Raw genomic sequence first — 23,330 nt, 5'->3', positions numbered from 1 at the left:
CCGCTTCTTCAGCGGCCCTCGAAGGGCGACGGCCCGGCTACATCTCGGCCGTTCATCCTTCGAGGCTCGCGCACAGCGCTATCGCGCCGTGCACTCGCACCTCAGGATGACGGGATACGTACTTGTGTAGCCCTTGCTACTTCGCCACCACCTCCGGCACCTTCCCGGCCGGCGGGGTGTTGCGGCTGCGTTGCGTTCGCACGATGCCGTCGATGATGGTCATGCCGATGCCGGGGAGGTCGCCGAGCTGCACGCTCTCCAGGATGTTCTTGCCGGGCGAGTGCTGCGCCTTGTCCATGATGACGAAATCGGCGGAACGGCCGACCTCGATCAGGCCGCAATCGAGCTGCCGCATCCGCGCAGTGTTGCCGGTGGCAAGACAGAACGCGATCTCGGCCGGCAGATCGCCGAGCGAGGACAGCATCGAGACCATGCGCAGGATGCCGAGCGGCTGCACGCCGGAGCCGGCGGGCGCATCGGTGCCGAGGATGACGCGATGCAGATCGCCCATCTCGCGCGCGGTGCGCAGCGTGAACAAGGCCGAGCGCTCATTGCCGTTGTGCACGAGCTCGAGGCCGCGCTTGCAGCCCTCGCAGATGCAGCGGATCTGGTCATCGGGCAGTGCGGTATGGCCGCCATTGATATGGCCGACCACGTCGGTGTCGGCCTCCAGCACCACGTCCTTGTCGATCAGGCCGGAGCCGGGGATCGACGGGCCGCCGGTGTGGATGGTGCTCTGGATGCCGTATTTGCGGGCCCAGCCGACCATTTTCCGCGCTGTCGGGCCGTCCTTGACGCCGCCGAGGCCGACTTCGCCGAGCAGCTTGACGCCGTTGGCAGCCATCTCCTTGAAATCCTCCTCGACCATCTCGCATTCGATCACCGGCGCGCCGGCGTGAACCTTCACGCCGCCGGGACGCAAGGTCCAGAACGCGCGCTGGGCGAACACGGCCATGGCCTTCAGGCCGACGACGTCGCGGGGCCGGCCGGGCATGTGCACCTCGCCGGCGGAGATCATGGTGGTGACGCCGCCATGGAGGTAGCTGTCGATCCAGTTGATCTGGTTCTGGCGCGGCGTCCAGTCGCCCGCGACGGGGTGGACGTGGCTGTCGATCAGGCCCGGCGCCACCGTGGTGCCCTGGGCATCGACGATGGTGGTCGCGCCCTCGGTGTTGACGTCCTTGAAGCGGCCGATCGCGGTGATCTTGCCGTTCTCGGCGACGATGGTGTCGCCGTCCAGGATCGGCTTTTCCAGAGCGCCGGACAGGATCAGGCCGATATTCCGGATCACGAGCTTGGAGGGTCCGGTGGCCTGGGGTGCGTCATGCGCCATGGAAGGGGCTCCTTATTCCTAACTGCAACGCTTTCGATCTTGGGCAGCCTTGACCGCGGGATCAAGCAGGATTATTCATTAGTATACGAATGATCGTGTACAAACGACGCATAGCTGACCGCCTCGGGACCGCAAGCAAGCGACACGGAAGGGTGAGATGAGCAATTTCAATCAGGAAAGCGTTTTGAGCGTCCACCACTGGACCGACACGCTGTTCTCGTTCAAGACCACCCGCAGCCCGACCTTCCGCTTCCGCAACGGCGAATTCACCATGATCGGGCTCAAGGTCGGCGAGAAGCCGCTGCTGCGGGCCTACAGCGTCGCCAGTGCCAACTACGAGGACACGCTGGAGTTCTTCTCGATCAAGGTCCCGGACGGCCCGCTGACCTCGCGTCTCCAGCATTTGAAGGAAGGCGACGAGATCATCGTCAGCCGCAAGGCCACCGGCACGCTGGTGATCGACAATCTGGAAGAGGGGCGCAACCTCTACCTGATCGGCACCGGCACGGGCCTTGCGCCTTTCCTGAGCGTGATCAAGGACCCCGAGACCTATGAGCGGTTCGACAAGGTCGTGCTGCTGCACGGCTGCCGCCACGTGAAGGAGCTCGCCTATGGCGAGATGATCACCGAGCATCTGCCGAAGGACGAACTGCTCGGCGAGTACATTCGCAATCAGCTGATCTACTACCCGACCGTGACCCGCGATCCCTTCCGCAACCGTGGCCGCATCACGGACCTCATCACGTCAGGCAAGCTGTTCACCGATATCGGCCTGCCGGTGCTGGAAGCCGCGCATGACCGCGTCATGATCTGCGGCAGCCCGGCGCTGGTCGCGGACACCCGCGTGCTCCTGGGCGAACGCGGATTCGCCGAGGGCAATCACGGCGAGCCGGCCCAGTTCGTGGTCGAAAAGGCCTTCGCCGAGCGGTAATCCCGCAATTCCTGCGCGATAAGACCGTATTTTCGCCGCGTGGGGCCCGTTGCGGCGCCGATTCGGCGCTTGATACTATGTGGGAGCGAATCAGCGGAGTTCCCACATGGTTGCGGACAGCGACAGCAACATCGCCTGGCACCGGGTTCAGTTGAAGAAGAACCGCGCCGAGTTGAAGGCGCTGGAGACCGCGCGCTTCACGATGGGCGAGATCGCCTCATCGAAGCGGGATGGCCAGACCCAAAAGTCGATCGCGGAACTCAAGCGGAAGATCGCACAGTCGGAGCGCGTGATCGCCGATCACGACAAGCGCACGCGCCGTCCGCTCGCAACCGACCTGCAGAGCCTCAGCAACGGCAGCTGGAGCCATTGGGACGCCTACACCCAGCAGCGCAAGACCGGCCAGCGTTCGCCCGGGCGCGGATAGACGCCTCTCGTTGACGATCGACGAGGCGACCCTTGCACGGGCCGCGCCGCGCACCATCTGGGTGAAACGTCAGCAATCAGTCCGGTGATTCCATGACTGTGCGCCTCGATTTTACCAGCGAGGTTTTTTTCCGCGATCCGCCCAAGGCCATCGCGACGTTGCGCATGTCCGGCCCGGTGGTTGCGACGCGATTCCCAATCGTCGGCGACGTCTGGATCACCACGACCCATGATGCGACAGCGCAGGTGTTGAAGGACGGCGCGACCTTCACGCTGCGCAAGGAGGACGGCGACGTCGCGGGTCTGCGCTGGTGGATGCCGAGATACGTCAGGACCATCGCCAACAACATGCTGACGATGGACGAGCCGGATCACACCCGGCTGCGCAGCATCGTGGACGAGGCGTTTCGCCGCCGCGCGATCGTTGCGATGGAGCCGCGCATCCGTGCCATCGCCGACACGCTTGCGGACGAACTGTTCGCAGCGGGAAGTCCGGCCGATCTCGTCCAGCGCTACGCGCGCATCCTGCCGCTCGCGGTGATCTCGGAGCTCCTGGGCCTGCCGCCGGCCGATCGCCCGAAGTTCATCGCCTGGGCCAACGAGATGTCCTCGCTGACGAATGTCGTCAGCTTCTTCCGCTTGCTGTTCGCGTTCCGCAAGATGCGAGTCTACCTCGAACGGCAATTGCAGATTGCACGCGTGCAAGGCGGCGAGGGCCTGATTGCCGAACTGGTCCAGGTCGAGCGCGAAGGCGGTCAGATCACGCCGGGCGAGATGGTCTCGATGGTGTTTCTGCTGCTCGCGGCGGGATCCGAGACGACCACTCATCTCATTAGCGGTTCGGTGTATGAGCTTCTCAGGAATCCCGGATTGCGTGACTGGCTGGAGCAGGACTGGAGCCGCGTCGGGCTTGCGGTGGAGGAGTTCCTGCGCTTCGTGTCGCCGGTGCAATTCTCCAAGCCTCGCTATGTGCGCCGCGACGTCGAGGTCGAAGGCGTGCGCTTGAAGAAGGGCGACCGCGTCATGGTGATGCTCGCCGCTGCGAACATGGATCCGGCGGTGCATGATCGTCCCGAGCGCCTCGATCTCGAGCGCAAGCCGAACCGCCATATTTCATTCGGCACCGGAATCCATTTCTGCCTCGGCCATCAGCTTGCGCGCATCGAGGCGGCCTGCGCCCTGGAAGCGCTGTTCGTGCGATGGCCGAAACTCGGTCTTGCCGTCGATCCCGCCGAGGTCCATTGGCGCAGGCGGCCGGGCTTGCGCGCGATCGCGAAACTTCCCGTCACGGCTGAGAGCCGTGGAACACTGGGGCGAGCAGGAGCGAGCCTTGAGAATTCCCTCACCGCGGCGAGCTGAGATCAGCGTCCCTTCGGAAAATCTTCGTCGCGCGTGATCAGTCAGGAACGGTGTGCCGCTGGACCTGTTGTCTCTTGGACGCGCGGCTACGAATTCCTTGGCCGTGCACGTCGCAGATCGACGTCCTAACGGGAGACAAGATCATGACCAGCAGGATGCCACCTGTTCCGCCGGACAATCAGAGCCGCAAGGGAACTGGCGACAGCAAGCAAACGTCCGCCGATCAGGCGCCACACGGCCAGCAACGTGCGCAAAATCCGGACCAGCAGGGACAGCAGGGCAACATCAAGCAGAACACGACCAATCAAGGCTACCAGCAAGATCGTTGAGGAGGGCGACATCCCATGTCGACATCCACCAAGACCCCGAACAGCATCCGTCAGGGTGGACCCGGCGCATCGCACGAGAACGCGAAGGCGCCGCTGGAAATCAAGAAGCCACCGGCGGACGACCCGCAGCGCAGCCACAGCCGGATTTCCGGCGGCGGTGGAGAGCACGATTCCCATCACAGGCACGACGAGGCCGGAAAGGGCGGAGGCAGGTGACTGGAGACAGGTGACTCATGAGCAGCAGGCAACCCAAACTATACGCGCCGAGCGAGAAGGACATTCGTGAAAATCCCCTGATCGGGGGATCGAAGGGGACCACCATGAAGCGCTAGGTCTTCGGAAGGTCACTGCAACAGGAGAGACAAATGCCAGGTGGGCACGGCAGCAAGACGCATTTCAGATCGGGCATGCACGGCAAGGGCGACGGCACCGGCGGCCTGACCGACGTACCCAAGGATATGATCGGCGACAACATGGTGCTGTCCAACCGTGACAAGAAACAGCATTCGGACATTCGTGGCATGGACGGCAAGTCCATCCAGACTGAACAATATCAGGACCACGCAGCCAACCGGCTTGAGGAAGAGCCGGAGACCGACGAGACCTGAGATCGTTCCTCCCGCCAACTTGCGGACCGGTGTTCAGCCGGTCCGTTTTCGTGTGGGCGCTAGATCGCGCTCCCAGCCGAACACCGAACGACCATCCAGATCCGGGGAGGCCGCACGCTCAGTGGCGATGAAAGCCCCAATCGAAGGGCCGCGCGCGGTCCGCTCCAGCCGCCGCGCCTGATCGTCCAGACGCTTGATCGCATGCATCTCTTCCTCGCGTCCGAGCTTCGCGTTCTGGATCGCGCCCTTCAGCACCCGGATGGTCTCGTCATAGACCTTGATCGGAACGGGGTAGGGATGTCGGTCCTTGCCGCCATGGGCGAGCGAGAAACGCGCGGGATCCCTGAAGCGATAGGGTGCGCCGTGAACGACCTCCGCGACCATCGCGAGCGAACGCACGGTGCGCGCGCCGACGCCCGGCGTCAGCAGCAGTTCCGGGAAATCGACCGGGCCCCGCTCGGCTGCGGCGGCCAGCGTGCCGTGCAGGCGGCGCGCGAACACGTCCTTGGGACGGACGTCGTGATGGGCAGGCATGATCAGATGCGGCAGCGTGCCTTGTGCCGGCGTGGACTCGGTCCCGATGAGCCGTTCGAATTCGGTGACGATGCGATCGGGGCCGAGATCGCAGAGCAGTTCGAGCTGCGCCGTCCGAGAAACGTCGGCGCGATGATCGGTGAGATTGACGATCTCCCCCTGCTGCGGCCCGTCGATTGCGCTGTGTGGCGCATCGACAAAGCTCTTCAGCGCCTCGGAATGCCAGTGATAGCGTCGCGCCTGCCGCTTGTCGCCGTTCATACCCTGCTGCACCACCGTCCATTTGCCGTCGGCCGTCACGAAGAAGCCGTGCAGGTAAAGGTCGAAACCGTCCTGGACCGCGGCGCTGTCGACCTTGGCCACCAGACGGCTGGCGCGGGTCAGTCTGGGGCCGTCGAATCCGACGCGGTCGCCGAGCTGCAACAGCTCGTCCGGCGTCTTGCGCGAATGCTGGCCCCTGCCGCCACAGACATAAATTCCGAGCTCGTCCTGAAGCGGTCCGAGCCCGCGCTTCAGCGCGCCGATCACGGAGGTGGTGATGCCGGAAGAGTGCCAGTCCATCCCCATCACGGCGCCGAACGACTGGAACCAGAACGGATGCGACAGCCGTTGGAGGAACGCATCGCGGCCGTAATGATGCACGATCGCCTGGGTGACGATCGCTCCCAGCGACGACATGCGACTTGCCAGCCACGGCGGAACCCGTCCGGTGTGAAGAGGGAGATCGGCGCTGCCGGTTCGTCGAGTCATGCGGTTCAATCTAGTGCAATTCGGCGACGGTTGCATCAGCGGAATGCTGCGTTGCACTGAACGGGGGGAGCCAAGCCGGCCGGAGCGCGTTGAGCGCGCTGGTGCGCATGCAATGACGGGGATGGCAATGAATTGGCAGGCCCTCATGGCCGACATCGACAGGATGTTCGGCTGGATACCCTCATGGTTCATTGGCCTCAGCCTCGTTGCCGGCGCGATCCTGCTCGCCTTGTTGGTCTATCGGGTCGCCATATGGCTGCTTGGCCGCGCATTCGGCACCCGCTTTCCCCTTCTGAGCGTGTTCATCGATCGGACCGCGGGCCCCGCCCAACTCGCTCTCTGTCTCGCCGCCGTCGCACTGGTGCTGCCGCTCGCGCCGCTGGACGACGCGATCCGCACGCCGCTGATGCGGCTGTTCGTCGTGGCCTTCATCGCGCTGATCGGCTGGATCTCGATCCGGATCGTCGACATGAGTGCTGCGCGCTATCTCCAGAACTTTCGCGACGTCACCGAGAATTTCGTCGCACGCAAGCACGTCACGCAAGTGCGCGTGTTCAAGCGCGTCACCGATACCATCATCGTCGTCATCACGATCTCTGCCGCGCTGATGACGTTCGATTCGGTCCGGCAATACGGCGTCAGCCTGTTCGCCTCCGCGGGCGCGGCCGGTATCATCGTCGGTCTCGCCGCCCGCCCGCTGCTGAGCAATCTGATCGCGGGTTTGCAGATCGCGATCACCCAGCCGATCCGCATCGAGGACGCCGTGATCATCGAGAACGAATGGGGCTGGGTCGAGGACATCGCCTCGACCTATGTCGTGATCCGGCTGTGGGACTGGCGTCGCATGGTGGTGCCGCTGTCCTATTTCATCGAAAAGCCGTTTCAGAACTGGACGCGCGACACCGCATCCCTCATCGGCGTGATCGCGCTCCATGTCGACTATCGTGCCGACGTCCAACGCATCAGGAGCTGGCTGGAGCAGGCGGTGAAGCAGTCAAAGCTGTGGGACGGCGAGGTGGTCAATCTCCAGGTGATCGATGCCGATGCGCGCACCATCGAGCTTCGGGCGCTGGTCAGCGCCAGGAATGCACCGCAGTCCTGGGACCTCCGCTGCGAGATCAGGGAGAAGCTGGTGGCCTTCATCCGCGACGAGATGCCGGAGGCGCTGCCGCGCGAACGCGCGATCCTGATCCCGTCTGGCGACGATGATGCTGATTTCGTGCGGCGCGTCACGCCGCCGGAGAAGATGCGGGCAGGCGGGCGCAATTGACTCCGCGATCAGCCGGCGCCGACCGCGGCTGCGTCGGCTGGCCGATCCGCGCGCCGACAGCGAATGCGACCCATTCGCGTTCTGCCTTGCGCGTTCTGCCTTGGCGGAGCGGCTTGCTGTCCGGCGCCAGTAGCCTTGCTTCGCCGTCGGCGTGGGCGGGCGCCGTCAGCGAAGCAATGACCGCAGATGCAAGCAGTGCGGTGCGCGATGCACCTGGAAGGGCGCTTTACTGCGCGCGGATGTTGGCGGCCTTCAGCACCGGCTCCCATTTGGTCGCCTCGGCGTGCATGTAGGCGTCGAACTCCCTGGCGGAGGAGCCGACCGGCGCTGCGCCGATCTTGCTGAGCGTCGATAGCACGCCGGGATCCTGCAGCGCGGCCTTCAGATCGGTTTCAAGCTTGGACACGATCTCCGGCGGCATGTTTGCCGGTCCAAGAACGCCCCACCAGACCGAGACGTCGTAGCCGGGCACGCCGGCCTCGGCGATGGTCGGAACATCCGGCAGCGCCTTCGAGCGTTCGGCGGAGGTCACCGCCAGCGCGCGCACGGGGCCGCCCTCGAGCTGGCCGATCGCTTCGGCAAGCGGATTGATGCTGAGCGGGATCTCGCCGGCGATCACGGCTGTCAGCGCCGGTGCGCCGCCCTTGTAGGGGATCGCGACGATCTTGGTGCCGGACATGTATTTCAGCAGCTCGCCTGCAAGATGCGCCGAGGTGCCGTTGCCGGACATGCCGTAGGAGAGCTTGTCCGGCTCCTTCTTGGCGGCGGCGAGGAGATCGCCGAGCGTCCTGTAAGGGCTGTCCTTGGCCACCACGATCGCGAGCGGGGACGAAGCGACTTCGGTGATCGCGGTGAAATCCTTGAATGTGTCGTAAGGGACGCTTGGATAGATGAACTGGTTGAGCGGATGGCCGCTCGCGACCAGGATCAGCGTGTAACCGTCAGGCGCGGACTTGGTCAGCGTTTGCGAGGCGACGATGCCGCCCGCGCCGGGACGATTGTCGATCACGGGCTGCTGCCCCCAGGTCTTCGCCAGCGCCTGGCCCAACGTGCGCGCGAGCACGTCGACTGCTCCACCCGCTGCATAGGGCACCAGGATGTGGACCGGCTTGCTCGGATAGTTGTCGGCTTGAGCTGCGCCCGCTGCCAGCAGCAATGTGGCGCCCAGCAGCAGGCAGCCGATCTTCCTGTTCAAATCCAACATATTCCCAGCACTCCATCGGCGGCGTTCGCGTTCCAGCGGCGCTCTTTCCACGCCGACTGAACCCTGCCATCGTTTTTGTTGACGAGACCTGATCTTTTGTACGATAGTACAAATTACATGATACGCAAGCCCACCAGCAGGGAAACGGCCCGCAAGCCGAACATGCGCGAGGCGATCCTCGCCGCGGCCGAGGAGCTGTTCGCCACCAACGGCTTCAATGCCGTGTCGGTGCGAGATATCGCGCATGCTGCCGGGGCCAATCCGGGCAGCGTGACATATCATTTCAGGACCAAGGACGGGTTGCTGCTGGAGATCTACCGGCGCCATTGCGGGCCGATGAACCTGCGCCGTTCCGAGTTGCTTGCCGCTGCCAGGCGCGTGCGCGATCTCCAGGACCGGCTGGAGGCGATCGTGCGCGCCTATGTGGTGCCGGCCTTCACCTCCGGCAGCGATCTCGCGGGCGGCGGGGCGCGCTTCACGCGGCTGCGCGCGGTGATGTCGGCGGAGGGCAACGAGGTCGCGCGAAAAATCATCGCGCAGACCTTCGACGACACCAGCCACGCCTTCATCGATGCGATCCACGAGAGCCTGCCGCACATCCCGCGTACGGACATCGTCTGGCGCAGCCACTTTCTGCTCGGTGCGCTCTATTATTCGCTGGTGACGCCGGAGCGCGTTTCGCGCTTGTCGCGCGGCGAGGCCGACGGCAGCGATGCCGCAGGCGCCATCGAGCAATTGGTGCAGGCCACGGTCGCCGCATTCCAGGCACCCGCGCTCGATCAAGCCGCGCCGGCGCGGCGGCGGCCGGTCATCAGCAGCAAGCCTTGAAACAAGCTGTCTCGCTTCGGCGGGCTCACCTGACGACGATGATGTACACGCCGACCATTCCGCCGCCCGATCCGAACACGCGCACGCCGAAGTTCAAGCTGCCGAAGCTGTCCTGCGATGCGCATTGCCACATCTTCGGGCCCGGCGCGAAATATCCTTACGCGCCGGATCGCTCCTACACGCCGCCTGACGCGCCGCTGGAGGATTTTCGCGCGCTGCACGCCAAGCTCGGCGTCGAGCGCGCCGTCATCGTCAATGCCAGCGTGCACGGCACCGACAACACGGTCGCGCTGGATGCCATCGCGCAGAGCAGCGGCGCCTACCGTGCCGTCGCCAATATCGACGACACCATCACCGAACGCGGGCTCCGCGTGCTGCATGACGGCGGCTTCCGCGGCTGCCGCTTCAATTTCGTTCGCCATCTCGGCGGCGTGCCCGACAGACGTGTGTTCAACCGCATCGTCGCGATGGTCACGCCGCTCGGCTGGCACATCGATCTGCACTTCGATGCGATCGACCTGCCGGAATACGCCGACATGCTGACAAAGCTGCCGCTGACCTACACCATCGACCATATGGGGCGGGTGAGGGCTGCCGACGGGCTCGATCAGCTGCCGTTCAGGATCCTGATCGAGCTGATGCAGCGCGATGAGAACTGCTGGGTCAAGATCTGCGGCTCGGAGCGGGTGTCCTCGGCCGGTCCGCCGTTCACGGATGCGGTGCCGTTCGCGCGAAAGATCGTCGAGACCGCGCCGGATCGCGTCATCTGGGGCACGGACTGGCCGCATCCCAACGTCAAGGTGATGCCGAATGATGGCGACCTCGTCGATCTGATCCCGCTGTTCGCGCCGGAGCCGGAGTTTCAGCAGAAGATTCTGGTCGACAATCCCGCGCGCCTATTTGGCTTCGATCAATGAAGGGGCCGCGATCAATATGATGCCTACAAACGAAAGAAGGGAGTTCGTCCCATGAAAACAGGTCTCGTGATCACCGCCCATCCCGGCGATTTCGTCTGGCGCGCCGGCGGCGCCATCGCGCTGCATGCGAAAAAGGGCTATCGCATGAAGATCGTCTGCCTGTCGTTCGGCGAGCGCGGCGAAAGCCAGTTCGCCTGGAAGGAGAAAGGCGCGACGCTTGAATCGGTCAAGGCCGGCCGCAAGGACGAGGCGGAGCGGGCGGCAAAGCTGTTAGGTGCCGAGATCGAGTTCTTCGACTGCGGTGATTATCCGCTGAAGCTCACCGAAGCGCATTTCGACCGCATGGTCGACATCTACCGCGAGCTCAATCCGAGCTTCGTGCTGACGCACGCGCTGGAAGATCCCTATAATTTCGACCATCCGAATGCGGCGCATTTCGCACAGGAGACGCGCGTGGTCGCGCAGGCAATGGGCCATAAGCCCGGCGCGCAGTACAAATACTCCGCGCCGCCGGTGTTTCTGTTCGAGCCGCACCAGCCGGAGCAATGCAACTACAAGCCGGACCTCCTCCTCAAGATCGACGAGGTCTGGAAGGAAAAGTACGAGGCGTTCCAGATTCTTGCCGCGCAAAAGCATCTCTGGGGCTATTACGAGCGCGTCGCGCTCAACCGCGGCATCCAGGGCAGCCGCAACACCGGCGTGCCCATGACCTATGGCGAGGCCTATCAGCGCCTGTTTCCGACCGTCGCCGAGGAATTGGCATGAAGCCGGTCGTCGTTTGCAACATCAAGCGCGCCGATCCCGCCGGGATGGCAGAATACGGTGTCTCAACCGTGCACGAGGCCTATGGCCGCATCGGCCAGATGAAGCCCTATCTGCGTCCGGTTTGGCCGGGCGCGTCGATCGCCGGACCGGCGGTCACCGTGCTGGCGCAGCCCGGCGACAACTGGATGATCCATGTCGCCGTCGAGCAATGCAGGAAGGGCGACGTCCTCGTCGTCGGCTGCACCACCGACAACACCGACGGCATGTTCGGCGAGCTGCTTGCGACGTCGCTGCAGGCGCGCGGCGTCCAGGGATTGATCATCGACGCCGGATGCCGCGACGTCAAAGCGCTGCACGAGATGCGCTTTCCGGTGTGGTCACGCGCGGTCTCGGCCAAGGGCACGGTCAAGGCCACGCTCGGTTCGGTCAACGTTCCCGTGGTCTGCGCCGGCGTCAATGTCGATCCCGGCGACATCGTCGTCGCCGATGACGATGGCGTCGTGGTGGTGCCGAAACGCTACGCCGCGGAGGTCGCCGAGAAGGCGAAGAAGCGCAACGCTGACGAAGGCGGCAAGCGCAAGCGGCTTGCCTCCGGCGAGCTCGGTCTCGACATGTACGGCATGCGCGAGGCGCTGACGAAGGCCGGACTGGTGTATGTCGACAATCCCGAGGACGTCTGAAGCGACGGAAAGCGGAGCGGGCGGATGGATCGTCTCAAGCTGAAAGCCGTTCTCGGCAGCCACCCTCATGTCCAGGCGGTGAAGAGCGGCGAGCTCCGCTCTGATCTGTTCGATCTGGACTTCATCACCTACACGCCGACCAACACGGCATTCAAGCCGATGGTGCGCGAGCAGGCCTTCGACGTCTGCGAGATGGCGATCGTCACCTACCTGATGGCGAAAGCGCACGGCAAGCCGCTGGTGCTGCTGCCGGCGACCATGCTCGGACGCTTCCAGCATGCCTACGCGCTCTACAATCGCGCCCGGGGAACGTTGGGGCCGACCGATCTCGAAGGCAAGCGTGTCGGTATCCGCTCCTTCACGACCACGACGGGTGCCTGGATCAGGGGCATCCTCGCCAACGACTACGGCGTCAATCTCGACAGGGTCCACTGGGTGACCTTCGAGGATCCGCACGTGGCCGAATATGTCGACGCCACCGAGCGCGCGCCGAAGGACAAGAAGATTCTCCAGATGCTGATCGACAGCGAGCTCGATGCGGTGCTCGGCGAGACCTCTGACCATCCCAAGCTGAAGCCGCTATTCCCTGATCCCGCCGCCGAGGCCGCCAAATGGTACGCCCGTCGCGGCGTCGTGCCTGTCAACCATCTCGTGGTCGTGACCAAGCAACTTGCCAGATCGCGGCCCGACGTGGTCGCGGGCGTTTATGATCTGCTCAAGCAGAGCAAGGAGCAGGCAGGGCCTGCGGCAACGCCCGATCTCGTTCCGTTCGGGATCGAAGCGAACAGGAAGCCGCTCGATCTGATCATCGACTATGCATTCCAGCAGGCGCTGATTCCGCGCCGCTATGCGGTCGAGGAACTCTTCGACGAGACAATACGAGGATTGAACTGATGGCAGGTGATCCCAGGCGCTGGCAGATCGGACTGGTTGGCTATGGCGAGGTTGGCAGGATTCTGGCCGAGGATTTGCGTCAGCAGGACATCAGGGTCTCCGCCTATGACGTCAAGCTCGGTGGCGAGCAGGGTGCGCCGCTGGAGGAGCATGCGGCGAGATTCGGCGTGGTGCTCGCAGCGTCTCACGCCGAGCTGACCGCCAAATCCGATTTCATTGTCTCCGCGGTCACCGCCAGCCAGGCCGTTCCGGTCGCAAAGGCCTGCGCGGCGGCGATCAATCAGGGCACCTGGTTTCTCGATTTCAATTCGGCTTCTCCAGGCGCCAAGCAGCGCGCCGCCGCCCTGATCGACGGCGCTGCCGGGCGCTATGTCGAGGGTGCCGTGATGACCTCGGTGCCGCCCTATCGCATCAAGGTGCCGCTGCTGCTCGGCGGGCCCGGTGCGAGGGAGCTCGAGCCGCTGCTGAACGCGATCGGCTTTGCGGCGAAGGTGGCGAGCGACAAGCTCGGCGTGTCCTCTGCGGTGAAGATGTGCCGCAGCATCATGATCAAGGGCCTGGAGGCCATGGTCATCGAAAGCTTCACCACCGCGCGCGCCTATGGTGTCGAGGATGCGGTGCTGGCCTCGCTCGCGGAGACGTTCCCGGGCATCAATTGGGAGAAACAGGGCGCCTATTGCTTCCAGCGCGTGATCGAGCACGGCCGTCGCCGCGCCGAGGAGGTGCGTGAGGTCGCTGAAACCGTGCGCGAGGCGGGTTTGACGCCATGGTCCGCGCAAGGCACGGCCGAACGGCAGGCCTGGGTGGCTGATCTCGCCGATGAAGGGCTGTTCGGCCCCAGGGGCACGGAGGACTTCGCCCGCAGCGCGGATTGGCGGACCGAGGCCGACCGGATCCTCGCGAAGATCAAACGCACCACGTAATCAGCCCAAGACCGCGCCGCCGGTCTGAAAACTCTCCGCGTGTAGCATCGCGGAATGTCCGGGATATGAGCGAAGCCGCTCTCAGCTCCTGGGAGTGAACAGGGTGGGCCGCTGCCGCGCAAATGTCTGTCGGCCGGCTTTGAAGCCCATCAGGACATCGGGCAACTCGGCGATAGCGAAGCGGCTGTCTTGCGTATCGAGCACGATGAGGTCGGCGGGATTGCCGACCTTGATGCCGTAATCGCCAAGGTTCATCAGCCGGGCCGGCAACTCGGTCACCAGATCGAGGCAGGTGTCGAAATCGCTCACCGAGGCGTGTGCGACATTGGCGTAGAAATTTGCCATCCGCAGCAGCGAGGCGTCGCCGAACGGCGTGAAGGGATTGAGCACGTTGTTGGTTGCGACCGAGCACACGATGCCGTCGCCCGCAAGCTTGTGGGCGAGTGTCAGTCCGCGCGGCGCGTTGTGGGTGGCTTCGCGGCCCATCAGATAGAGATCGGTCGCGGGCAGCACGGTGACGGCAACGCCGGCTCTTGCCAGTTGCGCGGTGGCGGCTTTGAGCGGCTCCGGCGGCAAAGCCGACAGCTTCGTAGCGTGGCCGATCGCCACGCGTCCCCCGTAGTTTCGCCGCTCGGTCTGGCGGCAGACCTCATCGAGGTGCCACCAGGAGGGGTCGAGATCGAAATCGAGATGAAGGTCGACGTCGACGTCGAATTCCTCGGCGAGATCGAAGATGCGCGCGAGATGCGCGTTCGGGTCGGTGTCCATATAGGGACAGCCGCCGATGGCCTCGCCGCCGTTGCGCAGCGCCTGGATCAGCAGTTCCTCGGCTCCGGGATCGTTGGTCAGGCCCTCCTGCGGAAAGACACAGAGTTCGAGATCGACCGCCCAGGCGTAGTCGCGCTTGAGCGACTTGATCGCCTCGAAGCCGCGCAAGCCGATGCGCGGATCGATCTCGACATGCGTGCGCATGCGCGTGGTGCCGTGCACGATGGCGCGTTCGAGCACTCTTGCGCCGCGCGCGTAGACGTCCTCGACGGTGAAATCCTTCTTCATCCCGGCGACGGCACGGATTGCTTCCGAGACGCTGCCGTGATCGTGCCCGCAGCGGCCGAGCAGGCAGGCCTTGTCGAGATGGATGTGGGTATCGACGAAGCCGGGCAGGGCGAGGCGGCCACCGACCTCCACCTCGACGGCCTCGCAGCCAAGCCCTTCGCAGGTCAGCTTCGGCTCGATCGCGGCGATGCGGCCGCCCTTCACGCCGATATCGACGGGTGCGGCGGATGAGCGCAACAGCGCGTTGCGGAAGATCAGGTCGAAGGCGGTTTCGGTGGCCATGGCGTCGGATTCAGCTTCGGCAACCTAGCCGAAGCTGGAGGAGCAGGCAGCTCCAGATTGTGTGCACTTATGCCGCTCCATTGTCTAAAAAATATGCATGCACTTTGGCCCACGGATCGTAAGATATCTCCCACCTGGAGAGCCCCCGCCATGTCCGTCCCCGCAAAAGCCGAACGTCCGATGACCGACGCCGAGATCGTCGAAGCCTATCTCACGGCGTCGATGATCCCCGATCCCGATGCCGCGGCGGCCTATATGAAGCCGGGCACCGTGATTACGTTCACCGGCGGGCGCGAGTTCGATCATCCGCGCGGGCCGACCGGCTTCAACGCCAGGCGCTATCGCTGGGTGAAGAAGAAGATGGACCGCTTTGATGTCTGCCCCGGTGCGGACGAGACTGTGGTCTACAGCGTCGGCACGCTCTACGGCGAGTGGATGGACGGCACGCCATTCGAGGGCAATCGCTATGTCGATCGCTTCGTCGTCCGGGGCGGCCAGATCGTGAAGATGGACGTGTGGAACGACAGCGCGGAGCGCATCCTCGTTCAGCGCGGCATCGAGGCTTAGCCCCTTCGTGCGATTTTCGTCAGCTTGACGACGCGGTCGCTCGTCACCTCGTCGGCGTAGGGCGCGAGGATATCGAGGAGGTCGCGGCCGCGCTGCGGAGCAGGGGCCACCAATGCACGACTGGCCACGGAATCCAGGTGATGATGCATCAATTCCATCACCTTGACCTCGTCGCCCCTGGCGAGCGCGGCGATGATGGCGCGGTGCTCGTTGATGGCACATTCGCTGGAATGGGGCCGGCTGTAGAGCGACAGCGTCAGGCAGCAGCGATAGGCGACCTCGCTCACATAGCGCACCAGGATCGGGCTGTTCGTCATGTGTGCGAGCAGGATGTGGAATTCGGTGGCGAGCCGGATCGAGACCGCATCCGTGCCGCCGCGCGCACGATCCTCGGCGTCGACATGGGCGTTCAGCTCGGCGATCTGCGCCTTGGTCAGCTTGCCCGCGAGCTGGCGCACGACGAGCCGTTCGAGCTCGATGCGGATGTCGAAGGCGTCGCGCGCCTCCTGCCAGCTCGGCGTTGCCACCACCGCGATCCGGTTGCGGCGCAGCTCGACGAGGCCCTCCGCGGCGAGTTGCCCAAGCGCGTGGCGGGCAATGGTGCGGCTGACGCCGAAACGCTCGCCGAGCGCATCCTCCGGCAGCTTTGCGCCGGGCTCCAGCGCCTGCTCGATGATCGCGCGCCTGAGCGCGCGGCAGATCACGCTGACCTTGTCCGACGATTCAGAAGTCTTGCTGCTGGGGCGCGCCGCCATCGGCGAATCCTTGGGATGGGTCGAAGCCTCTCTTTAGCACAGTCCTGCAGTGATCCGGCGCTCCAATTGCATGCAGTTTGATGTCGAGATTGCCTAAATCGAATCCGACCGGCCGCCGCGGGGATTTGGCAAATCATTGAATTTGCGGGGGGCGCGGACTGGCACCCAGCTTGCATGCACTTTGGCTGTGATGCGCATGCAACCCAACGCCCAGTTTGACGGCCAGCCCGTTCCCGAAGGCGCCACGGCCATCGAGCTGTCCGAGGCCTCCGTGACCTTCGGGCGCGGCGACCGCGCCGTGCCCGCCCTGTCGAAGACCACCTTGAAGATCGCCGACGGCGAGTTTGTCGCACTGGTTGGCCCATCAGGATGCGGCAAATCGACCATTCTGCGTCTCGTCAGCGGCCTCGTGCAGCCGACCAGCGGCGTCGTCATCGTGGGCGGCCGCGAAGTCGCGGCGCGCGCAATGCGGGTCGGCATGGCCTTCCAGAATCCGACCATGCTGCCGTGGATGACCATCGAGCGGAACATCATGTTGCCGCTGAAGATCGTCGAGCCGTTCCGCTCGAATTTCCGGAAGCTGCGCAAGACCGAATTCCGCGACAAGGCCAACGCGCTGCTGGAGCAGGTCGGCCTCAAGGGTTTTGGCAGTCGTTACCCCTGGCAGCTCTCCGGCGGCATGCTCCAGCGCGCCAATCTCTGCCGCGCCTTGATCCACGAACCGCGCATGCTGCTGCTGGATGAGCCGTTCGGCGCGCTCGACCAGTTCACCCGCGAAGAGCTATGGGCGATCCTGCAGAACCTCTGGATGACGCACAAGCCGACTGTGCTGCTGGTCACCCACGATCTGCGCGAGGCCGGCTTTCTCGCCAGCCGCATCTGCGTGATGAGCGCGCGTCCCGGCCGCATCCTCGACGACAGCCGTGTCGAATTCGCCCGACCGCGCACCGTCGCCATGACCTTCGAGCCGGAATTCGTCGCGCTGAACCAGAAGCTGCGGACCTTCATCGAGGATGCGCGCAGCGCGGCTGAGCAGGGGACAGGCTGATGTTCGGGATCGATATCAGGCAGAAAGCGTGGTCGGCGGGGCTGATCGTGTTGTTCTTCGTCGCCTGGGAGCTGTTCTGCCTGATGACCGGCATGTCGGATCTCGTGCTGCCGCGACCCTCGCAGGTGTTCTTGACGTTGTACCAACGCTTCCCGGTGCTGTGGCCGCACATCGTGCAGACGCTGGCGACCACCATGTTCGGCTTCGTCCTCGGTGTCGCGCTCGGCGTCGCCCTCGGCGCGATCATCGGCGTGTCGAAGACGGCCTATGACACCTGCTATCCGCTGTTGATCGGCTTCTCCTCCATCCCCAAGGTCGCGGTGGTGCCGATCTTCGTGCTGTGGTTCGGCTCCGGCACGGTGCCGGCGGTGCTGACCGCGCTGTCGATCTGCTTCTTCCCGATCGTCGTGAATATCGCCACGGGCCTTGCGACCACCGAGCCCGAGCTCGAAGACGTGTTGAAGGCGCTCGGCGCCAGCAAGCTCGACATCCTCTGGAACGTCGGCCTGCCCAGGACCATGCCCTTCTTCTTCGCCTCGCTGAAGGTCGCGATCTCATACGCTTTCGTCGGCGCGGTGCTGTCGGAGACCGTCGCCTCCAACCGCGGCATCGGCAACGTCATGATGACCGCGTCCTCCAATTTCAACGTGCCGCTGGTGTTCGCCGGCCTGTTCGTGCTCGCCGGGCTCGGCGTCGCACTCTACGTCGTGTTCTCGCTGATCGAGGGGCGGGTCACCGGCTGGGCGACGCGCAAGAACGACGTGATCGCAACCTGAATTCTTGAACCGTCACGCAACGAAGCTGAGGAGGTCTCGATGTTGAGGAAGTTAAGTGCGGCCCTGGTGGGATTGGCGCTGTCCGCGGGAGCCGCCACGGCGGAAGAAACCACGATCAAGTTCACGCTGGGCTGGAAGACCCAGGGCAGCGACGCGGCGTTCTTCTATGCCAAGGACAACGGCTTCTTCAAGGAAGAAGGCCTCAACGTCATCATCGACCAGGGCGAGGGCTCCGGCGCCACCGTCACGCGCGTGATGTCTGGCGCCTATGACGCGGGCTTCGGCGACGTCAATGCCATCATCCAGAATGCCTCGAGCAAGCCGCAGGAGGCGCCCGTCATGGTCTACATGATGTGGAATCAGCCGCCGTTCGCGATCGTCGCCAAGAAGACCAGCGGCATCAACACCATCAAGGATTTCGAAGGCCACACACTCGGCGGCGCGCAGGGCACGCCGACGACGCGTCTCCTGCCGGTGTTCACGCGCAAGAACGGTCTCGACGGCGAGAAGATCAAGATCTCCAACATGGCGCCGAACCTGCAGGAGCCGATGCTGATCAAGGGCGACATCGATGCGGCCCTCGTCTTCAACATCACCAGCTATTTCAACCTGGTGCTGAACCGCCAGGATCCGGACAAGGATTTCAAATGGTTCTCGTTCGGTGAGTACGGCCTCGATCTCTATTCGAATGGCGTGATGGTCTCCCGCAAGCTGATCGCGTCGAACCCGAAGGCCGTCGCGGGCCTGGTGCGCGCCATCAACAAGGGCGCGATCGCGGTTGCCAAGGACCAGAACGCCGGCATGAAGGCGGCCACGAACTACGACAACCTCATCAACGCCGACGTCGAGAAGCGCCGGCTGCAATATTCCTTCGAGAAGCTGATCGTCTCGCCGGAGATGAAGGAGATCGGCATCGGCGACATCAAGGATGACCGCATGGCACGCGCCATCGGCATCGTGGTCGAGGGCTATCAGCTCGCCCGGACGCCGACGCCTGCGGAGGTGTTCTCGCGCGAGTTCCTGCCGCCGCGCGCGGAGCGGGAGCTGGTGTATACGGCCAACTGATCCCGGAGCGACGGCGATGGCCACGGAGATTTCGGCAACGAGCCTGTTCCGCGGCCCTGACCTCGGTGTCAGCGACAACGTCGCGCTGCGGCACGATGGCGGCGTCATTACCGATATCGCGGAAGGAGCGGGGCCGGGGCCACGTTCCTTCGTCATCCCGGCCTTCGTCAACGCCCATGACCACGCCCGTGCCACCGCATCGTCCTTCGGCGCGGTCGGCATGCCCCTGGAAAGCTGGATCCTGCGCACCGCGCTGGGCACGCCTGTCGATCCCTATCTGACCGCGGCCTCCGCATTGGCGCGTTCCGCAAGGGCCGGCTGCGCGGCGATGATGGTGCACTACACGCGCCCGAGCGGGACGATGCCCCTGGTCGACGAGGCGAAAGCCATCGCGAAGGCTGCGTCCGACGTCGGCATCCGCATCGCGTTTGCGATGGCCGTGCGTGACCAGAATCCGATCGTCTACGGTGATACCGAGCCGGTGCTCTCGGGTCTCTCCGGCCCTGATCGCAAGACCGTCGAGGAGCTGTTCGTCCGCGCGTCGATGTCGCCAAAGGCGTATGTTGAACTGACGGACGCCATTGCCGCGGCCATCGCCGGTCCGATGGTGGACGTGCAGCTCGGGCCTGCCGGCGTGCAATGGTGCTCGAAGCCGCTGCTGGAAGCGGTGGCGGAGAGTTCGGCGCGGACCGGCCGCCGGATCCACATGCATCTGCTGGAGACCGTGTACCAGCGCGCCTGGGCCGATCAGAATTTTCCCGACATGGTGCGCTGGCTTCGCGACGTTGGCTTGCTCTCCGAGCGGCTGACGCTGGCGCACTGCATCCACGCCCGCCCGGACGAGCTGGAGATGATCGCGGCCTCCGGTACGCGCATCGTCACCAATTTCAGCTCGAACATGCATCTGCGCTCGGGGCTCGCTCCGATTGCCGCCGCGCACGAATGCGGCTGCGCCATCGCTGTCGGCGTCGACGGGCTGGCGCTGGACGAGGACGACGACATCCTGCGCGAGATGCGGCTGGTGCAGATGGCCCATGGCGGCCTCGGCTTCAGGCAGACGTGGACGCCGGCCGAGATGTTCTCGCTCGCCATCCGCAACGGGCGCCGCACCACCGGCGCGCCCGGGAGCGGCGAGCTCGGTATCGGAAATCCCGCCGACTACGTCGTGATCGATCTCGACCGGCTCGACCGCGACCGGATCATGCCGGTCGACCCCATGGCGCTGCTGTTCGCGCGCGGCAATGCGTCCCTCGTGAAGGAGGTCGTCGTCGCCGGCAAGACGATCGTGAGGGACGGGGTCTGTTCCGGCGTTGATCTGCCGGCCATCGAGCAGGAATTGCGGGCGCTGTATCGGACCGGCGCGGGCAAGCTCGCGAGCTTCCAGCGGATCTGGCCACCCCTGTCGGAGCGCTTGAACGGCTGGTTCGAACAGCAGCTGACATGTCAGTGAAGCGCCTCCCGTTCGGGCAGGATCGAAAAGCGCGATAGCTGGTAGTCGCTGTCCCGTCTGGTGGGCGCTGCCTGTGCGGGTTATCACCTCCGCTATCTCGTCTCGACCCCGGTCGATGACCCATCCAGGAGCAGCCGATGCGTCTACCCACCCTTATTCTGGCCCTGACATGTCTTGCGGGCGCAGCGTCAGCCGAGGACCTCACGGGCACGCTCCAGAAGGTGAAGGAGAGCAAGAAGATCACGATGGGCTACCAGGAGGCCTCGGTCCCGTTCAGCTATCTGGACGGCAACCAGAAGCCGGTCGGCTTTGCCATGGACATCTGCCTCAAGATCGTCGAGGCCGTGAAGAAGCAGCTCGGCATGCCCGACATCGCCGTCGACACGCTCGCCGTGACCTCGTCGAACCGGATCCCCTTGATGGTCAACGGCACGCTCGATCTGCATTGCTCGGCGACCACCAACAACGCCGACCGCCAGAAGCAGGTCGCCTTCACCAACACGCATTTCCTCAGCGCGACGCGATTCGCGGCCAAGAAGGCCGCCAAGATCAACGCCATCGACGATCTCAAGGGCAAGGCGGTCACGGCGGTGGCGGGATCGGTCAACCTGACGCAGCTTGCCAAGGTCAACACCGAGCGCAATCTCGGCATCAATGTGATGCCGGCCAAGGACCAGGCCGAGGCCTTCCTGTTGCTGGAAACTGACCGCGCCCAGGCCTACGCGCTCGACGACGTGCAGCTCGCGGTCGCCATCGCGCGGTCGAAGGAGCCGCAAGCTTACATGATCAGCGAGGAGGCGTTCTCCAAGCCGGAGCCGTACGGCATCATGCTGCGGCGGGAGGATGCGCCATTCAAGGCGCTCGCCGACCGTGCAACAGCGGAGCTCTATGCAAGCCCGGAGATCGAGGTGCTCTACAAGAAGTGGCTGCAATCGCCGACCCCGCCGAACGGCCTCAACTACAACGTCCCGATGTCTTCGGCCTTGCGCAACGCCTTCAAGAAGCCGAGCTCGAGCGCCGACCCTGATGTCTATGTGGTGAACTGAGGCGAGGTCGCGCCATCGCACGGCGCATCGCTATGCCCTCGTCCCTCATGTCCGCCGAAGCCTTGGCGAAGGCGGATGTGGGAGAGGGCAGCTCCGCTGGCTGATACGACCTCGCTCGGGTGAGGGGTCTGTCTCCGCGGCGAGAGACTGATCTTCCCCCGAAAAAGTGGACGGGTTTAGGCGGCTCTTAGCTCCATCTCGATCGGAGCGATATATCCGATGGAGGAATGGAGCCGGGTTCGGTTGTAGAAGCCCTCGATGAAGGCGATGATATCGCGCTGGGCCTCGGCGCAGGTCGTGTAGTTGCCATGATGAACGAGCTCGGTCTTCAGGGTATGGAAGAAGCTCTCCATCGGGGCGTTGTCGTAGCAATCGGCCTTGCGGCTCATCAATGGGGTGATGCCGGCGCCCGAGAGAGCGTCGCGATAGGCGTGTGAGGCATACTGCACGCCGCGATCGGAGTGATGGATCGGTCCGGCGTGCGGTCGTCGCTGCCGGATCGCCATGGTCAGCGCTGCGGAAGCGAGTTCGACCTGCATGTGATCGTGCATGGCCCAGCCGACGATCTTTCGACGGAACAGATCCATGACGGCGGCCAGATACAGCCACCCCTCCGCGGTCGGGATGTAAGTGATATCGCCGAGCCAGACCCGGTTCGGGGCTTTGGCGGTGAAGTCGCGTGCGACCAGGTTCGGCGCGATCGGCAGGTCGTGACGGCTGTCGGTGGTGCGCACACGACGGGGCGGCGCCATGATGGCCCGGATGCCGTGCCGACGCATCATCCGCTCGATCCGGCCGCGGCTGGCACCACGGCCCTGCCTGTGCAGGGCGGCGTGGACGCGGGGACTGCCGTAGCGGCCGCTGCTGTCCTGATGAACTTGCCGGATCTCGGCCAACAGCGTGGCATTGGATTTTGCCCGCTCGCTCACGGGGCGATCACGCCAGGCGTAATAGCCGGCCGGCGAGACCTCGAGCACGGCGCACATCAGCCGGACCGGATAGGTGTTGCGATGGTCCTCGATGAAGCGGAAGCTCATGTCCGGGTTCCGGCAAAGATCGCGATCGACTTTTTTAGAATGTCGCGCTCCATGCGCAGCCGTTCGTTCTCCTGGCGCAGCCGGGCGATCTCCGAAGCCTGGTCCGCCGACATCGGCGTCGCCTGCGTGGTGGGGCGCCACGCCGTCGATGTCGGCTCCTGGCGGAACTTGTTCACCCAGCGCCGCAGCACCGAGTCGCGCAGACCGAGTTCCTTGGCAACCGACGTGACCGAGCGACGGCTCGACAACACCAACTCGACGGCTTGGCGCTTATACTCTTCGGTAAACGACCGACGTTGACGTTCCATTCGACACCTCCGGGCTCGATGAGCCTACTACAGGTGTCCACTCATTCGGAGGAGGTTCAATAGCGTGCTGGGCAATGCAAGATGAGTTTTCAAAGCCAAGCGCCTGATAAAAATAGTAGGATCGAACGACAAGTTCAGGGAGGTCGATGCCGCCCTTGATCGCGCTGCCGCCTCCTTTCTGCGCACCCA

General features: G+C 64.4%; 25 protein-coding genes. 19 read left to right on the top strand and 6 right to left on the bottom strand.

Translation table 11 applies throughout. The features are described 5' to 3' along the window. Positions 1-136 precede the first annotated feature (136 nt). Entirely contained in the window at positions 137-1,333 is a 1,197-nt protein-coding gene (locus AC1RQP_RS06130; RefSeq protein WP_197965871.1) for an amidohydrolase family protein, read from the bottom strand. A gap of 157 nt (positions 1,334-1,490) precedes the next feature. On the opposite strand from AC1RQP_RS06130, the gene AC1RQP_RS06125 reads away from it, so the two are divergent. The 6 genes from AC1RQP_RS06125 (at position 1,491) to AC1RQP_RS06100 (ending at position 4,986) form a co-directional block, all read left to right on the top strand. Beyond that, positions 1,491-2,264, top strand: a complete 774-nt coding sequence (locus tag AC1RQP_RS06125) for a ferredoxin--NADP reductase (protein ID WP_492936255.1) — start codon at positions 1,491-1,493, stop codon at positions 2,262-2,264. A gap of 106 nt (positions 2,265-2,370) precedes the next feature. Next, entirely contained in the window at positions 2,371-2,691 is a 321-nt protein-coding gene (locus AC1RQP_RS06120) for a hypothetical protein (RefSeq protein ID WP_061877674.1), read from the top strand. 92 nt (positions 2,692-2,783) lie between these two features. After that, positions 2,784-4,049, top strand: a complete 1,266-nt coding sequence (locus AC1RQP_RS06115; protein WP_492936254.1) for a cytochrome P450 — start codon at positions 2,784-2,786, stop codon at positions 4,047-4,049. Positions 4,050-4,192: 143 nt separating this feature from the next. Further along, positions 4,193-4,378: a hypothetical protein gene (locus tag AC1RQP_RS06110; RefSeq protein ID WP_061877672.1), complete on the top strand. Its 186-nt coding sequence runs from the start codon at positions 4,193-4,195 to the stop codon at positions 4,376-4,378. 15 nt (positions 4,379-4,393) lie between these two features. Beyond that, on the top strand, positions 4,394-4,594 hold the full coding sequence (locus tag AC1RQP_RS06105) for a hypothetical protein (RefSeq protein ID WP_061877671.1): 201 nt from the start codon (positions 4,394-4,396) through the stop codon (positions 4,592-4,594). A gap of 149 nt (positions 4,595-4,743) precedes the next feature. Further along, positions 4,744-4,986 carry a hypothetical protein gene (locus tag AC1RQP_RS06100; RefSeq protein WP_492936253.1) on the top strand — a complete coding sequence of 81 codons (243 nt, stop codon included), beginning with the start codon at positions 4,744-4,746 and terminating at the stop codon, positions 4,984-4,986. 33 nt (positions 4,987-5,019) lie between these two features. Here AC1RQP_RS06100 and AC1RQP_RS06095 read toward each other — a convergent pair whose 3' ends face one another. Continuing rightward, complete coding sequence (locus tag AC1RQP_RS06095) at positions 5,020-6,270, bottom strand: DUF763 domain-containing protein (protein WP_492936252.1); 1,251 nt, start codon at positions 6,268-6,270, stop codon at positions 5,020-5,022. A gap of 127 nt (positions 6,271-6,397) precedes the next feature. On the opposite strand from AC1RQP_RS06095, the gene AC1RQP_RS06090 reads away from it, so the two are divergent. After that, entirely contained in the window at positions 6,398-7,540 is a 1,143-nt protein-coding gene (locus tag AC1RQP_RS06090; RefSeq protein ID WP_492936251.1) for a mechanosensitive ion channel family protein, read from the top strand. A gap of 226 nt (positions 7,541-7,766) precedes the next feature. On the opposite strand, the gene AC1RQP_RS06085 is transcribed toward AC1RQP_RS06090, so the two are convergent. Next, positions 7,767-8,744: a tripartite tricarboxylate transporter substrate binding protein gene (locus tag AC1RQP_RS06085; protein ID WP_492936250.1), complete on the bottom strand. Its 978-nt coding sequence runs from the start codon at positions 8,742-8,744 to the stop codon at positions 7,767-7,769. Between the two features lie 117 nt (positions 8,745-8,861). Here AC1RQP_RS06085 and AC1RQP_RS06080 point away from each other — a divergent pair, with 117 nt between their 5' ends. From AC1RQP_RS06080 to AC1RQP_RS06055, 6 genes are read left to right on the top strand one after another with little or no spacing between them, the layout of a single operon-like run. Further along, positions 8,862-9,572 carry a TetR/AcrR family transcriptional regulator gene (locus AC1RQP_RS06080; RefSeq protein WP_239623076.1) on the top strand — a complete coding sequence of 237 codons (711 nt, stop codon included), beginning with the start codon at positions 8,862-8,864 and terminating at the stop codon, positions 9,570-9,572. Positions 9,573-9,610: 38 nt separating this feature from the next. After that, complete coding sequence (locus AC1RQP_RS06075; RefSeq protein ID WP_492936391.1) at positions 9,611-10,489, top strand: amidohydrolase family protein; 879 nt, start codon at positions 9,611-9,613, stop codon at positions 10,487-10,489. A gap of 51 nt (positions 10,490-10,540) precedes the next feature. Then, positions 10,541-11,254 carry a PIG-L deacetylase family protein gene (locus AC1RQP_RS06070; RefSeq protein ID WP_008552603.1) on the top strand — a complete coding sequence of 238 codons (714 nt, stop codon included), beginning with the start codon at positions 10,541-10,543 and terminating at the stop codon, positions 11,252-11,254. Then, the gene (locus AC1RQP_RS06065; protein WP_492936249.1) at positions 11,251-11,934 is read left to right on the top strand and encodes a 4-carboxy-4-hydroxy-2-oxoadipate aldolase/oxaloacetate decarboxylase; all 684 of its coding nucleotides are present in this window, start codon (positions 11,251-11,253) and stop codon (positions 11,932-11,934) included. The genes AC1RQP_RS06070 and AC1RQP_RS06065 overlap by 4 nt, the downstream gene beginning before the upstream one ends. A gap of 24 nt (positions 11,935-11,958) precedes the next feature. Next, a complete protein-coding gene (locus AC1RQP_RS06060; protein WP_492936248.1) occupies positions 11,959-12,828 on the top strand; it encodes a substrate-binding domain-containing protein in 870 nt (289 codons plus the stop codon). Next, positions 12,828-13,751 carry a DUF1932 domain-containing protein gene (locus AC1RQP_RS06055; RefSeq protein ID WP_492936247.1) on the top strand — a complete coding sequence of 308 codons (924 nt, stop codon included), beginning with the start codon at positions 12,828-12,830 and terminating at the stop codon, positions 13,749-13,751. The genes AC1RQP_RS06060 and AC1RQP_RS06055 overlap by 1 nt, the downstream gene beginning before the upstream one ends. Before the next feature lie 81 nt (positions 13,752-13,832). On the opposite strand, the gene AC1RQP_RS06050 is transcribed toward AC1RQP_RS06055, so the two are convergent. After that, entirely contained in the window at positions 13,833-15,089 is a 1,257-nt protein-coding gene (locus AC1RQP_RS06050) for an amidohydrolase family protein (RefSeq protein WP_492936246.1), read from the bottom strand. 150 nt (positions 15,090-15,239) lie between these two features. On the opposite strand from AC1RQP_RS06050, the gene AC1RQP_RS06045 reads away from it, so the two are divergent. After that, a complete protein-coding gene (locus tag AC1RQP_RS06045; protein ID WP_239623081.1) occupies positions 15,240-15,656 on the top strand; it encodes a nuclear transport factor 2-like protein in 417 nt (138 codons plus the stop codon). Here the strand turns inward: AC1RQP_RS06045 and AC1RQP_RS06040 are convergent. Continuing rightward, positions 15,653-16,411 carry a GntR family transcriptional regulator gene (locus tag AC1RQP_RS06040; RefSeq protein ID WP_239623082.1) on the bottom strand — a complete coding sequence of 253 codons (759 nt, stop codon included), beginning with the start codon at positions 16,409-16,411 and terminating at the stop codon, positions 15,653-15,655. The genes AC1RQP_RS06045 and AC1RQP_RS06040 overlap by 4 nt on opposite strands. A 190-nt stretch (positions 16,412-16,601) precedes the next feature. Between AC1RQP_RS06040 and AC1RQP_RS06035 the strand changes: the two genes are divergently transcribed. The 5 genes from AC1RQP_RS06035 (at position 16,602) to AC1RQP_RS06015 (ending at position 21,796) form a co-directional block, all read left to right on the top strand. Beyond that, the gene (locus AC1RQP_RS06035) at positions 16,602-17,459 is read left to right on the top strand and encodes an ABC transporter ATP-binding protein (RefSeq protein ID WP_239623083.1); all 858 of its coding nucleotides are present in this window, start codon (positions 16,602-16,604) and stop codon (positions 17,457-17,459) included. Beyond that, on the top strand, positions 17,459-18,235 hold the full coding sequence (locus AC1RQP_RS06030) for an ABC transporter permease (protein ID WP_194387869.1): 777 nt from the start codon (positions 17,459-17,461) through the stop codon (positions 18,233-18,235). The genes AC1RQP_RS06035 and AC1RQP_RS06030 overlap by 1 nt, the downstream gene beginning before the upstream one ends. 39 nt (positions 18,236-18,274) lie before the next feature. Continuing rightward, on the top strand, positions 18,275-19,300 hold the full coding sequence (locus tag AC1RQP_RS06025) for an ABC transporter substrate-binding protein (RefSeq protein WP_028179218.1): 1,026 nt from the start codon (positions 18,275-18,277) through the stop codon (positions 19,298-19,300). A 16-nt stretch (positions 19,301-19,316) separates the two neighbouring features. Beyond that, positions 19,317-20,750, top strand: coding sequence for an amidohydrolase family protein (locus AC1RQP_RS06020; protein ID WP_492936245.1), 1,434 nt, complete (start codon positions 19,317-19,319; stop codon positions 20,748-20,750). Positions 20,751-20,887: 137 nt separating this feature from the next. Continuing rightward, positions 20,888-21,796 carry an amino acid ABC transporter substrate-binding protein gene (locus AC1RQP_RS06015; RefSeq protein ID WP_492936244.1) on the top strand — a complete coding sequence of 303 codons (909 nt, stop codon included), beginning with the start codon at positions 20,888-20,890 and terminating at the stop codon, positions 21,794-21,796. A 176-nt stretch (positions 21,797-21,972) separates the two neighbouring features. On the opposite strand, the gene AC1RQP_RS06010 is transcribed toward AC1RQP_RS06015, so the two are convergent. Beyond that, positions 21,973-23,141, bottom strand: a protein-coding gene (locus AC1RQP_RS06010; protein ID WP_492936243.1) for an IS3 family transposase whose coding sequence is annotated in 2 segments (ribosomal slippage) — positions 21,973-22,853 and positions 22,853-23,141 — 1,170 coding nt in all. Because the reading frame shifts where the segments join, the coding sequence is not laid out codon by codon here. Between the last annotated feature and the right edge of the window lie 189 nt (positions 23,142-23,330).

This window comes from Bradyrhizobium sp. GW821-FHT13H06 (assembly GCF_058803975.1).
This window is presented reverse-complemented; position numbering and strand designations above follow the sequence as displayed.

What these genes read in the sequence shown, in the direction of transcription:
- AC1RQP_RS06130 (WP_197965871.1), bottom strand. Translation starts at nt 1,333, where the DNA reads ATGGCGCATGACGCACCCCAGGCCACCGGACCCTCCAAGCTCGTGATC.
- AC1RQP_RS06125 (WP_492936255.1), top strand. Translation starts at nt 1,491, where the DNA reads ATGAGCAATTTCAATCAGGAAAGCGTTTTGAGCGTCCACCACTGGACC.
- AC1RQP_RS06120 (WP_061877674.1), top strand. Translation starts at nt 2,371, where the DNA reads ATGGTTGCGGACAGCGACAGCAACATCGCCTGGCACCGGGTTCAGTTG.
- AC1RQP_RS06115 (WP_492936254.1), top strand. Translation starts at nt 2,784, where the DNA reads ATGACTGTGCGCCTCGATTTTACCAGCGAGGTTTTTTTCCGCGATCCG.
- AC1RQP_RS06110 (WP_061877672.1), top strand. Translation starts at nt 4,193, where the DNA reads ATGACCAGCAGGATGCCACCTGTTCCGCCGGACAATCAGAGCCGCAAG.
- AC1RQP_RS06105 (WP_061877671.1), top strand. Translation starts at nt 4,394, where the DNA reads ATGTCGACATCCACCAAGACCCCGAACAGCATCCGTCAGGGTGGACCC.
- AC1RQP_RS06100 (WP_492936253.1), top strand. Translation starts at nt 4,744, where the DNA reads ATGCCAGGTGGGCACGGCAGCAAGACGCATTTCAGATCGGGCATGCAC.
- AC1RQP_RS06095 (WP_492936252.1), bottom strand. Translation starts at nt 6,270, where the DNA reads ATGACTCGACGAACCGGCAGCGCCGATCTCCCTCTTCACACCGGACGG.
- AC1RQP_RS06090 (WP_492936251.1), top strand. Translation starts at nt 6,398, where the DNA reads ATGAATTGGCAGGCCCTCATGGCCGACATCGACAGGATGTTCGGCTGG.
- AC1RQP_RS06085 (WP_492936250.1), bottom strand. Translation starts at nt 8,744, where the DNA reads ATGTTGGATTTGAACAGGAAGATCGGCTGCCTGCTGCTGGGCGCCACA.
- AC1RQP_RS06080 (WP_239623076.1), top strand. Translation starts at nt 8,862, where the DNA reads ATGATACGCAAGCCCACCAGCAGGGAAACGGCCCGCAAGCCGAACATG.
- AC1RQP_RS06075 (WP_492936391.1), top strand. Translation starts at nt 9,611, where the DNA reads ATGATGTACACGCCGACCATTCCGCCGCCCGATCCGAACACGCGCACG.
- AC1RQP_RS06070 (WP_008552603.1), top strand. Translation starts at nt 10,541, where the DNA reads ATGAAAACAGGTCTCGTGATCACCGCCCATCCCGGCGATTTCGTCTGG.
- AC1RQP_RS06065 (WP_492936249.1), top strand. Translation starts at nt 11,251, where the DNA reads ATGAAGCCGGTCGTCGTTTGCAACATCAAGCGCGCCGATCCCGCCGGG.
- AC1RQP_RS06060 (WP_492936248.1), top strand. Translation starts at nt 11,959, where the DNA reads ATGGATCGTCTCAAGCTGAAAGCCGTTCTCGGCAGCCACCCTCATGTC.
- AC1RQP_RS06055 (WP_492936247.1), top strand. Translation starts at nt 12,828, where the DNA reads ATGGCAGGTGATCCCAGGCGCTGGCAGATCGGACTGGTTGGCTATGGC.
- AC1RQP_RS06050 (WP_492936246.1), bottom strand. Translation starts at nt 15,089, where the DNA reads ATGGCCACCGAAACCGCCTTCGACCTGATCTTCCGCAACGCGCTGTTG.
- AC1RQP_RS06045 (WP_239623081.1), top strand. Translation starts at nt 15,240, where the DNA reads ATGTCCGTCCCCGCAAAAGCCGAACGTCCGATGACCGACGCCGAGATC.
- AC1RQP_RS06040 (WP_239623082.1), bottom strand. Translation starts at nt 16,411, where the DNA reads ATGGCGGCGCGCCCCAGCAGCAAGACTTCTGAATCGTCGGACAAGGTC.
- AC1RQP_RS06035 (WP_239623083.1), top strand. Translation starts at nt 16,602, where the DNA reads ATGCGCATGCAACCCAACGCCCAGTTTGACGGCCAGCCCGTTCCCGAA.
- AC1RQP_RS06030 (WP_194387869.1), top strand. Translation starts at nt 17,459, where the DNA reads ATGTTCGGGATCGATATCAGGCAGAAAGCGTGGTCGGCGGGGCTGATC.
- AC1RQP_RS06025 (WP_028179218.1), top strand. Translation starts at nt 18,275, where the DNA reads ATGTTGAGGAAGTTAAGTGCGGCCCTGGTGGGATTGGCGCTGTCCGCG.
- AC1RQP_RS06020 (WP_492936245.1), top strand. Translation starts at nt 19,317, where the DNA reads ATGGCCACGGAGATTTCGGCAACGAGCCTGTTCCGCGGCCCTGACCTC.
- AC1RQP_RS06015 (WP_492936244.1), top strand. Translation starts at nt 20,888, where the DNA reads ATGCGTCTACCCACCCTTATTCTGGCCCTGACATGTCTTGCGGGCGCA.